Source organism: Amycolatopsis sp. NPDC034160, assembly GCF_055575355.1.
In genome coordinates, this window is record NZ_JBVISU010000022.1 from 30746 (window position 1) to 43430 (window position 12685).

General features: G+C 65.3%; 5 protein-coding genes. 3 read left to right on the top strand and 2 right to left on the bottom strand.

Features of this window, described 5'->3' with window-relative positions:
• Positions 1-70 precede the first annotated feature (70 nt).
• Both ACZ54P_RS32700 and ACZ54P_RS32705 read left to right on the top strand, forming a co-directional pair.
• Complete coding sequence (locus ACZ54P_RS32700; RefSeq protein ID WP_465465458.1) at positions 71-649, top strand: TetR/AcrR family transcriptional regulator; 579 nt, start codon at positions 71-73, stop codon at positions 647-649.
• A gap of 175 nt (positions 650-824) precedes the next feature.
• Positions 825-1604, top strand: a complete 780-nt coding sequence (locus tag ACZ54P_RS32705; protein WP_465465459.1) for a hypothetical protein — start codon at positions 825-827, stop codon at positions 1602-1604.
• Positions 1605-1619: 15 nt separating this feature from the next.
• Here the strand turns inward: ACZ54P_RS32705 and ACZ54P_RS32710 are convergent, their stop codons facing one another.
• Positions 1620-2717 carry a winged helix DNA-binding domain-containing protein gene (locus ACZ54P_RS32710; protein ID WP_465465460.1) on the bottom strand — a complete coding sequence of 366 codons (1098 nt, stop codon included), beginning with the start codon at positions 2715-2717 and terminating at the stop codon, positions 1620-1622.
• Between the two features lie 168 nt (positions 2718-2885).
• Between ACZ54P_RS32710 and ACZ54P_RS32715 the strand changes: the two genes are divergently transcribed.
• Positions 2886-3566 (top strand): hypothetical protein, encoded by a 681-nt coding sequence (locus ACZ54P_RS32715; protein ID WP_465465461.1) that lies wholly within the window; start codon positions 2886-2888, stop codon positions 3564-3566.
• Between the two features lie 255 nt (positions 3567-3821).
• Here ACZ54P_RS32715 and ACZ54P_RS32720 read toward each other — a convergent pair whose 3' ends face one another.
• Positions 3822-12113: a SpvB/TcaC N-terminal domain-containing protein gene (locus ACZ54P_RS32720; protein WP_465465462.1), complete on the bottom strand. Its 8292-nt coding sequence runs from the start codon at positions 12111-12113 to the stop codon at positions 3822-3824.
• Positions 12114-12685 lie beyond the last annotated feature (572 nt).

Here is a 12685-nt window from a genome sequence, read left to right on the forward strand (position 1 = left end):
GCATTGCTAGCGAATGCGGCGATGCTAGTACTACTGTCGCTCGGTTGTCTAGCGATGCTAGGATCGACTTATGTCGGTACAGGAGCGCAAGGAGCGCGAACGGGCGGACCGCGAACGCCTCATCGTGGCGACGGCCCGCGAACTCGCCGAGCAGCAGGGTTGGGACGCGGTCACCACTCGCCGGCTCGCCGAACGCATCGAATACAGCCAGCCCGTCCTCTACAGCCACTTCCGCGGCAAGCGCGAGATCATCGGCGCCGTCGCCCTGCAGGGCGCTTCCGAGATGGCCGTGGCGATGCGGGCCGCGACCGCCGCCGCCGACGGCCCGCACGCCCGGGTCGCCGCCCTCGCCCGCGCCTACCTCGCCTTCGCCGAACGCCATCCGGCCGTCTACGACGCCCTGTTCCAGCTCGACGGCGGCCTGGCGTATGCGCAGGAGGACACGCCCGAGCCGTTGAAGGACGCCTTCGCCGCTCTGCTGGAGTGCCTCAGCGAGGTCGCTGGGGACGGCGTACGCCCCGAACTGTTCACCGAGACGTTCTGGGCGTGCCTGCACGGACTGGCCATCCTGACCCGAGCGGGACGACTCCCGCCGGAGGACACCGAGCGCAGGACGGAGTTACTGGTGGACCGGCTCGCCATGCTCTGACGCGGAACGCGGCACATCGAGCTATTCCGCCGGACGCTGAATCTGTCCATTGTAGACATTCCCGAATTTTCCGCGACGGAGTCGTGTTATGCGTGCTCACAGACAGGTCTCAAGTGCTTGGAGCCGTAACACCCGAGTGCGGGATCCAGACACGCGAGCAACAGAGGAGTGATTCGTGCCCAGCCACTTCGAGGCGATCGGGATCGATGTCGCCGACCAGGAGGAGTTCCAGGAAAGGGTGGTCTCCCTGATCAGCACGGGCTCGGCCCGGCAGGTCGCCAAGAAGATCAGCGAGCATGTGTGGACCGATCCCTCAGGCGCCCGACTGGTCGCGCAGGTCCGCAACGGCGAGATCGAGTTCCTCCTGCCCTGCCTGGCCGGCACGACACCCGCGGTACCGGTGCGCGACATTCGCCTCGTCGATGACGAGACAGCCATGCTCGAACTCCTCGACGGCGTCGAAGGCGAATTGGTCTGTCCCATCGCGGTGGAACTCGAAGATCGAGCGGTCCTCACCCAGTCCGGCGGGCGGCTCGAGACCGGATCCCTGGTGCTGGCGGCCTTGGCCGAAGACGTCGCCGTGCACGCCGACGCCGGGGCCTACTTTGCCGCACAGGACGACGACGGACCGCAGTTCGCCGCCGACTACTTCATTCCTTCCGGCACTTTCGCGCTCGCGGAACCCTCGTCCGACTGGACGCCCTCCGCCCACGCGCTGTTCGCCGGCGAAGTCATCGACGTCGCGACTCCCGTGAACACCGTTACCGGTACGGCGTTCCATCGGGTCCGGGTCCGCACCATCGCCGCGATCGAACTCGACGTCGCGATCGCGAACACCGAGCTCGATCGTCCACCCGTGCGCGGCAACATCGTGACCGGAACCCTCTTCCTAACCGGAAGATTGGGACTACAGCCGGCAGAAAACTCCCCGAAGCGGCGCTGGTTCCGGCGATAGTGAACAGTTCGGTGCTCAGGATGCCGCCACGATCAGCGCCCGATGGCTTTCTCCGTCGGTGAGGAACGACGAAAGGGCATGCCCCTCTTCAGTGACGGCGGTTTCCTCCGCCAGGGAGAACCGGCGCAGCGGCGTGATGATCACGGCCCCGCTGTCGACGGTCCAGGTCGCGGCGACGCGTCCGTCGACCAGGACGACGCGGGCACCGGCGACCGACAGGCCACGGTGCTCGTCGTCGATGATCCGGGTGCGGTCGTGGTAGCCGAGGATCGCGTTGTCGAACGCCGGCAGGAACCGCACCGGCGCGGGGGTATCGGGGTCGGGCCGTGGCGCGCCGGGCAGGTCCAGCAGTTCCCGGCCGCGTTCGTCGCGGAAGGCGAGCAATTCCCCGCGCAGTGCGGCCACCGCGGACGGCAGCCCGGTGAGCCCGCTCCACGCGCGGAGATCGGCCGTGGCCGCAGGGCCGAAGGCGGCGAGATAGCGCCGGACGAGCGCTCGGCCGACCGGATCGGTGCCGTCCGGGGCGGGCGGGTCGATTTCGCGGCCCAGCCACGAGGAAAGCAGCCGATAGCGGGCTCCGGCCTTGGTGCGCCACAGGCCGCGCGGCGGAAGTTGCGTGACCGGGAGAAGGCCGGCGATGAGCAGTTCGCCGAGCGGACGTGGCCCCGCCTCCGGCCAGCGTCCGGCGAGCGCCCTGGCGAGTTCGGTCATCGTGCGGGGTTCGTCGTCGGCCAGCACCGCCCGGCCCGCCGCGGCGAGCTCGTCCAGGTCTATCCCGTCCAGTTCGCGACGGTAGGTACCGAGCACCCGCTGGCGCAGCATGGCGTCGTGACGCGAACGCCAGGCCAAGATGTCCTCGGCGGTGACAAGGTGGACGGTGCGCCGCATGAGGTGGGTCCGCACCACGCGTCGTCCGGTCAGCAGGTCCGAGAGTGCCGCGGGGCGGAACGCGCGCAGTCGCGACCAAAGCCCGATGAACGGCTCCTGCGGTTCCTGCGCTTGCAGACCGCATAAGTGTGCGACGGCGTCGAGCGCCGGGAGATCGGCGCGATCGAGCAACAGCTGCCGGGCCAGGGTCGCGCGGTTGAGGGCCCGGGAATCGAGAACGGTCATCGTGGCCCGGCGTGATCGGTTCGCATGAGCGCACTGTCGCAGGAGAAGCGGTCAGGAACTGTCCGCATTTCCGCGGTGGACACATCCGGGGGAACCATGCCGCTACCGGCCGCGTCGGAGTGACACTCAGTGCTAGGTTGTCACATCACTCTGACGGAGGCTTATCACATGTCAACTCGGTTCTTGCCCGTGCTCGCCGCGGGACTCGCCCTGCTGATCACCGCGTGCTCCGGCGGCGGCACCGACACTGCGGCGACCACCGGCGATGCGCCGTCCGATGACTCGGCCACAGCCCAGTCCGGCCCGAAATACTCGCAGTTCACCGACTTCCCCGGCCAGGCTCTCGTCACCACGGAACCGGGTTTGGACCAGGCGATCCAGGTCAAAGCCGTCGACGTCGTCTGGACGCCCGAGCTGGCCGGCGAGTCGGCAAAGGCGGGAAAGCACTACGTCGCGGTATATGTGGCCGTGACCGGAGCACTCGCCGATCGGGGCGTGCAGCGGGCCAGGATCAAATACCTGCAGCTTCGTCGCAACAACACGGCCGGGGAAACGTGCGACCCCTACCACCCGAAGGAGGTCCCCCAGTACTGCTACACCGAGGCCTGGCCCGCCAGCGACCTCAGGCTAAAAATCGCGGACAAGACGTGGCGCGAGGCCAGCTGGTCGTCGAACTCTCTGATGGGCAAAGACCTCGATCGGGGCGAGACCGCGATCGGCGTGGTCGGCTTCAGCCTGCCGGACGGCACGAACACCGACGGCCTCCAGCTCTGCGGGCCGACCAAGGAGACCTCGGTCGACACCAGTCGTTTCCCGTGTGTCCCGATCCCGAAGCCGGAAGGCGTGTAAAGCCGGCCTGCGAGGACGCTCTGACCCGATAGCGACCTCCTGGCAACCCAACATGACCGGCGTGTCATGAACAGTCCCAACGCTCTCCATGCACGGTTGGCGACGAGGGTCGTGAGTGATAAAGAGGTCTAGCATGCTCTTCATCACTCACGACCTCATCACGCCACACGGATCACGGCGCCTTACCTCGAGTAGCACCCTTCCGGGCAGGCTGACGCCAGCTACCGCACATCACATTGCCTTACCCGCAGTTGATCAGCACGTGGTGTGCTCACCCGGCGGGGCAACACATTTTGGCGTTCCCGTGTACTCGTATGTGCTTTCGTGCCCCCTCCTGATCATCATTCCATCATTCATCATGGACAAGATGATGTCAGGGAGTGCGTCAAGATCGTAACTGTTAGGATCACGACCGAGCTTTTCTTTGAGTCTCAGAAAAGCTACCCTGCCCATTTCATTGTTATGAAGATCCATCAACTCGTCATCGAGGTTGTTTCCCTCATACGCCTCGTAGGCGTCAGTAAATTCTTTCGACTTGTCAATCCCGAAAAACACCGCTAGCACAGCGCTCAGATAGGCATGCTGGAACGCATTGGAGTCCTTGTACGGATCTCCGCACCCGGCACCGCATCCGAATATCTTGTCCGTGCGATCATTAGCTTCCCGTTCCGCTTGGAAAAGATCTATCTCCGCACTCGGATTCAGGATTCCACCAGCCAAATCCGCAAGTCTTCTGGGAATATTGAACTCCCAATAGTCCACCTTTGGACCCGCGCTTTTACCGTCTTTATCGATCGTCTGCGTGGGGTATTTCTCCCTGAGTCGACGTTCTTCCTCTTTACTGACCGGATAATTGCCGGTGGGGTCAGCAAGTTTGACCGGGTTGTTGTGTGCATAGGTATGGGTGGCGAGGTTGCGCGGATTGGTGATGCCGCCTGCGGCGTTGCTGCCGCTGACAAATTCGGCGAGGGCCGGATCCGCGCTCGCCCAGAGCTGGGTTCTGGGGTTGTAATAGCGCGCACCGTGGTAGTACAGACCGGTTTCCTCGTCCAATTCCTTGCCGGTAAACTTGTACGGCGTACCGCTCTGCCCTGCCTTCTCCTCCACCCACGTCTCGCCGAACGGCATGTACTCGAGATGTTCGGTGACGTTGCCCTGGTTGTCGGTGACGTAGCCGGAAGAGCCGAGATGATCGGCATGGAAGTAGGACTGGGCGTTTTCGGGGCCGCCGGCGGCGACGGTTTTGGTGGTGAGGCGACTGTCGCCGATGAAGATGTGTTTGTAGCCGGTGCCGTCGCGTTCGCTGTAACCGCGGTTGGGATACAGGGATCGGCTGTCGCCGTTCTTGATGACGCGTTCACCGGCCGCGTCGTAGGTGTAGGCGACGGTGGCGTCCTGGCAGCCTGCCGGGGTTTGCGTGACAGTGGTCGTCGCGGTGTCTTGGTTGCAGACGAGTCGATTTTCCTCGTCCCAGACGTACTGGCGCCGGTTCGCCTCGCCCGCCGCGGTGTTCACCGTGTCGGTGAGGTTGCCGTTGGCGTCGTAGGTCTGGGTGATCGGGCCGACCTTGCTCGGCGCGTGCGGCTTTCCGCTGCCGTAGTCGTACCGGTAGTCATAACTGGTCTTGTCCTGGACCCCGGCCGGGTTGGTCGGGTTCTCGACCGGCTCGATTGGTCCGACCGTCAGCGGACCTAGCGACGCCGGGCTCCCTCCGCCACCGCCGACCGGTGATACAGGACTCTGCCCGCGGTTCAGCGACGCCGCTTGAGTTGTTGTGCCGGTGATCTCGTGCTGCTGGGTTTTGGCGGTCGTGTTGTGGATGGAGTCATAGCTCAGCGCCAGGGTGTATTTGTCCTGCATGTTGGTCTTGGTCGTGTACTGGCCGCTGGCGGACGTGAGCTGGTAGAGGTCGTCGTAGCCGAAAGTTTGACTACTCGGCCCACCGATCGTCGGATTCTGTGGCGTGTTGTTGGTCAGGGCGGTGACGTTGCCGACCTTGTCGTAGCCGTAGCCGAGGTTCTGGAACTCGGTGTCGGACGGTGTTTTCGACTTCAGGGTGGCGAGCCTGCGGTCGGCTTGGTCGTAGGTGTAGGTGGTGCGCACCCCGTTCCCGGTCTGCTGCAAGACTTTCTGGCCGAACTTGTCGTAGTCGACGCGGCCGAGGTAGATGTAGTCGCTGCCGTTCTTGGCCCCGGTGGCGCGGGTGACCTGGCCGCCGGTGTCGTAGTCGTAGCGGAGGACCTCGCCGTCCGGGTAGGTCATTTGCAGGACGCGGTTGAACGCGTCGAAGCGCCACCCTGTGGTGTAGCTGCGGTCCGCCTGTCCGGCGATCTTGATTGTGCGGGTTTCCTTGGTGGTCTCACCCAACTGGCCGTAACCGCGCGTGAGAGTCCCGGCCGCGTCGCGGATCTCGGTGATCCGCCCGGCGGCGTTGTCCGGAGCACCGGGCGCGCCGTGGACATAGGTGACGTTGTTGGCTGGGAACGTCGGATAGCGGACCGCGGTGAGACGGTTGTGGTCGTAGTGGTACTCGACCTGTTTTTCGTCCTGCCGTAGGTTCGCGGTGATCTTCGCCGTCGGGTTCCCGGCCAGGTCGTAGCGCGTCTCGGTGCGGCCCGCGTCGGGACTGTCGAGCACGGTGCGGCGACCGAGAGCGTCGTATTCGGAGCGGGTGGTGTTGTTCTTGTCGTCCACCACGGCGGTGAGCTGCCCCAGCGGGTTGTAGGCGTAGCTGGTCCAGATCACCGGCTGCCCGCCGGCCGGGTTGAACTCCTTGACCGCGGTGGTCTTCTCCCGCAGATCGGTGTAGCTGCGTTTCTGTTTGCCGTTGCCGTCGGTCGCGGTGGTTTCGAACCGGGTGACGCCGGCACGGTCGGGACCGAAACCGTAGGCCACGGTGGTCGTGACCTCGTCCGGCTGGACCGTCTTGACCGGACGGTCCAGCGCGTCGAACGACACGCGAGTCGGGGTCACCGGGTCGAAAGCGGCGTTGAACGTGGTGTTGCCGTCGCCCTTGGGCTCGGTCACCGGATGGTACTGCTCCACCGCACGGCCGAGGAAGTCGAACTTCGCACGGCCGGACACGGTCATGACCTGGTCCGGTTCGTCACCGGGCTTGTCCGCGACCGACGCGTCCTTCTTCGTTTGCAGCACGCGTCTGAGGCCGTCGGTGAAGGTGACGGTGTCGATGGTGTCTTCGCGCACGCCGGCGGCGTCGCGGTCGAGGTGCCGGGTGGTGGCGTAAGGGACGGTGGCTTCGGGGTGGTAGTCGAAGTCGATCGTGGCCCTGCCCGAACCGATCTCGTACGGTCCGGTGACCGTGTCCAACCGCCCCACGCTGTCGTAGCCGCGCAGCACCTGCTGGCCGTTCTGGTCGGTGGTGCGGTCCGGTTGCCCGTACTTCAGGTTGTGCGTAGCGCCCGACCGCAGCCCGAAGCTATCCACAATAGACTCGATGTGGACGCCGACAACGGTGTCGTAGCCGTACTCCAGCCGATACCGCTCACCGGTCCGGTTGGCCGGTTTGGTGACCGACTTCAGGTTCCCGTCAGAAAAGTATTCCAGGTCGGTGTCAGCCGAAACGGTGTCGGTGAGGTACTGGCGGACCTGCCGCACCGCACCGGTCACACAGTCCACTGTGGATTCGCTGTGTCTCGACACGGCGCCGCCGGCGGTGCCGCGCTGCTTGAGCAGGTTCGCGGTCCCGACCAGGTTACGGTCCCGGCAGGCCGGGTCGGACGCGCTGTAACCGTAGGTGGTCTCCACGTCGTCGGTGACGCCCTCGTCGGCGGCGTCGAACGAGCGGATCTGGTTGCCGAAGTCGTCATACGACATTTCGGTGTAGGTGGACTTGCCGGGTTTCTCGGCGCCTTCGTAGAATCGTTTGTCCACTCGGGACAGTCCAGCGAACACGCTGCCCGGCGCGGTGTCGCGTGTCTGATAGGTGTTGACGGTTTCGGTGAAGGGCCGACCCGCGCCGTCGGAGGAGAGCGTGCGGGCGAGCAACCCGCGGGTATACGGGCCGTCGGTGCGGTACTCGTCGGTGGTCGAGCGGTACAGCGCGTCGGCCGCACCAGGGTCACGTTGTTCGGTGACGACCTTGCCGAAGCCGTAGAACTCGCGTTCGAGCCGGTCGTATTTGCCCTGTTCGTAACGATAGGTGGTGAGCTGGGTGTCGGCGCCGTCACCGGCATGGCCGTCGGACACCGTGGTACGGGACAGGACCCAGCGGGATTCGGGCATCGCCTGGGTGTTGCCGGTGCGGGCGTAGTCCAGGTCGACACGCCCACCCATCGGCCGCGTCATCGAACGAAGCAGGTTCGTACGGCCGGTTTTGTTGACCGCCACCAGCAGTTCGTTGTCCCGGGTGGACTTGACATGGTCGGCCAGCCCATCGCCGTTGACGTCACGCAGGCCGATCTCGGCACGGCCGATGCTCGTGGAGGCGTTGACGCCGGGGTTGAACACGAACGTGCCGATCGGGGTGGGGACAGGGAAGGTGAAGTAGACGCCCGCACCGAGGGTGGCGTTCTTGTCCACGGCGATGTCGGAAAAGCTGCCGCGGAACGGAGTGGGCGCGGTGAAGCCGGTGCCGGTGTTGATGGCCACCTTGATCGGGTTGGCGCCATCGGTGAAGACGCGGTCGGTGAGTCCGTCGCCGTTGACGTCGAGCATGCTCGCGTTGGTCAAAGAGGTGCTCAGTTCGGCGGACAGTCCCCCGGCGAAGCCGTAGTTGTCGACGTTGAAACCGAGGTTGACGCCGAGGTTGCGAGTGGAGGCGTCGTTGATCGGCCCCGCTGACCAGGGTTCCCTGGCGGCGAAGCTGTAGCCGAGGTTGAGCTGGGCGTCGCCGTTGGCGAAGACCTTGTCCGGTAGACCGTCGCCGTTGATGTCGACCAGGTCGACGCGGGTGTCGGACTCGCCGCCGCCAAGGCTGCCACCGATCCCGAGTGCCGGTTGGACCGGGCCGGAGGTGGCGGTGTTGTTGCTGCTGCCGGCTTCCGGCGCGGCCAGGCCCAGCGCGCTGGCCAGTGTCGCGGCCTCGCTGCCCGCGGAGTAGGACACGTTGCCGGACAGGTTGTCGGTTTCGCGGACGTTGCCGCCGAGGGTGCCGCGACGAGCACCGAGCCCGCCATTGCCATCGGTGAACTGGATCTCCTTGGCGCCAACGACGTCCGGGAACCGGTCACCGTTGAGGTCGACGTAGTCCACCGACCCGGCGGTGATCCCACCGACGACGGTGCCCCCGAACGGACCGGCGGACAGCGTGCCGGACACCTGACCGGTCACACCGCGACGCATCACCGTGCGGTCACCGGCGACATCGGCATCGGTGACCACGTCGATGGTGTCCGCGCCGAGCCGGGAACTGGTCGCCATGGTGGGGGTGAACCAGGATGACTCGTCCTGCGCGGCCCAGCCGCCCTTGGCCGGATTCGCAGCGAAGATTGCCAGCCGGGGCATGCTGATCCGGGGGTTCGCGGCGAACGCCGGGATGTCGGCTTCCTTGGGTTCCCGGGGAAGTGCGTCCTTGAAGCTCTGGTCGATCGCGAGTTCGGCCTGCTTGATGGGCTGGGTGGCCCGGTCGCGGTTGGCCTGGTAGCCGATCACACCCCAGCCGCGGTAAGGCTGCGGGAACGCACCCTGTTGAGCGGAGCCGTGTGCCGCGCTCGGCGCCGGGCTGAACGTCGGCCATGGAGAAGAGAGGTCGTAAGTGACCTTCGCGGACTGTTCGGCGATCAAGCCGAACAGGTAGGGATCCGTTGTGGAGTGGTCGAAATACAGCTCGTCGCCCTCGGTGACCGGGACGACCACGTCCAGGTCCTGGCCTGGCCAGCCGTACTGTCCGTTGACGATGTCGACGACCCGCTTTCCCAGCAGCTGCCCGCCCCGCTTCTTGACGGTGAACGCGATCTTGGTCGCTCCGGGAAAGCCGAAGTTGAGCTTCACGCCCGGCCGGACCCTCAGCTTGCCGGTCTTGGTCACCTTGTAGGTCTGCTGCGGCGCCGTGAGGGTATCGGCGGGAAACATGTCCACGTCGAACGGCGGGCTGATCACGAGGCTCGGCTGACCCTTGTCGTCGACCAGCGACTCCACCCCCGGCGCCTCCGTGTAGTGCGCCTTCGGTACCCAGGACACCGCGGAAACGTCGATCGAGGAGTCGGTCTTGATGTGCCATGACATCTTCTCGAACTGGCTGACCGGGAGACTCATGTCGATCGTGGTGGTCCCGGTCGACGCGGCAGGCAGAACCTTGCGGAACACCTCCGCCGGAGCTTGCACCCCATCGCCCTTCGTGATCACCACGGCCACGTCATCCGAGGTCACCTTGCTCTTGACCACGTCGCCGGTCAGCCGGAGCTTGCCGGTCACCGGCACCATCACCTGCGACGACCGGCCGCCGAGCGTGAAGTCCGCCGACGCACGGAACACGGTGTTCGCCAGCCCGTTCACGTCCGTGCCTGCCGCCAGGTCGGTGTAGGTGATCGTCGGATCCCACGCCACCGTGTCGTACTTTCCGTCCAGAATGGACTGTGTGCGGAAGTAGAGCGCGTCGCCCTTCTTCACCGCGACCGCCGACACATTGGCCGGGGTGAACTCGGTGTGGTCGTCCGGGCCGATTCGTTGCGCCCAGAGTTCGGCGTCCTTGGCCTGGATGGTGACCCGCACACCATCGGCTTTGGTGTACGCGGCGCGCGCGGGCGAGGGGTCCGCGGTCAGTTGCACCCGGCCGTCGACGCGGACGGTGCCGTCGAACGGCGCGACCCAGCGGCGCACCGAGTCCAGCAGCGGCGAGTTGTCGACCTGCTGGTTGAACTGCGCGGTCTGGTCACCGACGATCTCGCCGGTCACCGCGCCACCTCCGACCGGCACCGGGGTGCGGGTGGAATCCGGGCTGTAGGCGGGCTGCCCGTTGGCGTCCAGGTAGCCGAACAACACGCCGCCGTTGTTGACCAGGTCGGTGATGCCGTCACCGTTGACGTCGCTGAAAAACCGATCCGACGTGGTCGTCGTCCCCACGAAGTCCAGCTGCGCGGCGATAGCGAGGACGAACGCCTCGACACCGATCGTGCCCGACAACGTCCGCTCGGTCGAGATCCCCGGGAGGTCACGCAACCTGAGCGGCGTGTCACCGAACTTCGGTTCACCTCCCGGGGTGCTCAAATTGGGGCGGTAGTACACGTCGCTGTTCTTGCGGAAAACCTTGTCCGGCAGGTTGTCACCGTTCACGTCCACCAGCGCCGACAGGCCATCGGACTGGCCGGCGTTGAACCCGACCTTCAACCCGACGCCCCCTTGCTTGACCGGCCACCCCTGCACGTTGTAACCGGCGAACAAGTGCGCACCAAACCCGACGGAGGTGTTCGCCGAGATCGCACTCGCCTCGCCTTCTCGGATGTTCACGCCCAGGTCGTCATCCGGGACCGACCAACCGGCGGCGTCAGCGAACCCGGTGTAGTTGCCAGCCTGGTCGCGCACGTCGTCGAAATAGTCGAACGAGTGGGTGTTGAACAGCTTGTCGTCCTCACCGAACTGAGACACCGACGCCAGCAGCGTTTTCGCGAACGCGCCGGTCCGATAGTTCAGTTCGTAGGCCCGGATCAGCTGGTCGTCCAGCTTGACCTCGATCCGCCGCAGCAGATCGGCGGTCACCTTCTTGAATCCGCCCCGGGCGTCGATCTGCACATCGCCGCGGCGAGGCTCACCCCGGTCCCGGTCACGAAGGAACGTCACCGAGTATCTGCCTTCGACGTCACCGTGGCCGGTGTAGGTGATCCGGCGCGGATACAGGTTGCTCCCCGGCACCGTCGACTTCTCTGTCCCGCCGTCTTCCACCCGGGCGTAGTGGTAACGCATGACATTTTCGTTGAGGTCACGGACCTCGCGCACCGCCCACGTCGCGACGCGGCCCGCCTTGTCGGTCAACGTCGTATCGGCCACCCCGCCGAACAGCATGCGAGTGCCCGCCTTGTCGGTGACCTCCCACCAATAACCGGCCGGGTTGTCCCCGTGGCGCACGATCCGGTCGAACCGGCTTTCCACGCGGGCGTGGAACACCTTCTCCGCCGTCCGCTTCTGCAACTCGCCCCGATGGGCGACGGGGGTGAGCTGCTCACCGTTCAGGAGGTAGGTCTCGGTCTCCAGAGCCGCGTCATACCGCGGTACTCCCCAGCGGGTGTCGACCGTGACCGTCGGCATGGTGACGTCCCACCCGGCACCCAGCCAGCCGTTCGCGCCTCCGGAGTTGTACGCCACCGCCAGTTTCGGCTCCAGACCCGCCCGCCCCTTGGGTACCTCGAGCGGATAGGACATCCGCGCATCGCCGGAGTTGTTCGCCGACGGTGGCGCGATCAGGTTCACCCCGGCGCCCGGATCGGCCGCTTTGATGTCCTTGATCTGATTCGGATTGAACGAGGTCCCCTCCGGATGCTCCGGAGGGGCCACCGCCCCATCCGCCCCTGACGCCTGCCCTGCCCCGCGCACCGAGGCGGGCGGAGCCGCCCCCGGGACCACCATCGCCACCAACGCCAAGATCAACGCCACCATCACTGCCTTGTGGTGATGACGAACCGGACGAGCCCACGCGAAGGCAGACATGCCCCCGACCCCCTCTGGATCAATGAATGTGGCTAGCAGGCCCCGGCAAAGAACGACAAGCGTTGTCGCGCACGGGATCGAGCGGTGATGCGGGCAAAGAAAAGCGAGCGATCAAATGGCCGTGTCGGATTAGTGCATCCGGACGAACATTCCCACCGGGCAGGCTCGCGCCTCCACTGAAAGACGAGTTATTGATCTCTCGCGACGCTATCGGCAGCACATGAAATTTCGATGAAACGCCTGTTTATCCGATAACCGATCGAATTTCCACAATCGCTTCGACACCTGTTTGACGTACCGTCAGCCGGTTGGGAAAAAACCATCATGCACATCACTTGGTCGACGAGTTGGCGCTCCTTGCACCCTCAGCGGCTCCGTCGGCCGCCAGCACGGGCCGCCGTAGCGAGCCCGCCTGCGTCAGATCACACACACTTCGAGCGACGATCCGGAGAAATTTTTCCTGCAACAATCAAAAGACACTTTGCATTTTATCGAAGTTTCGAGTTCGTCCAGAATTACCT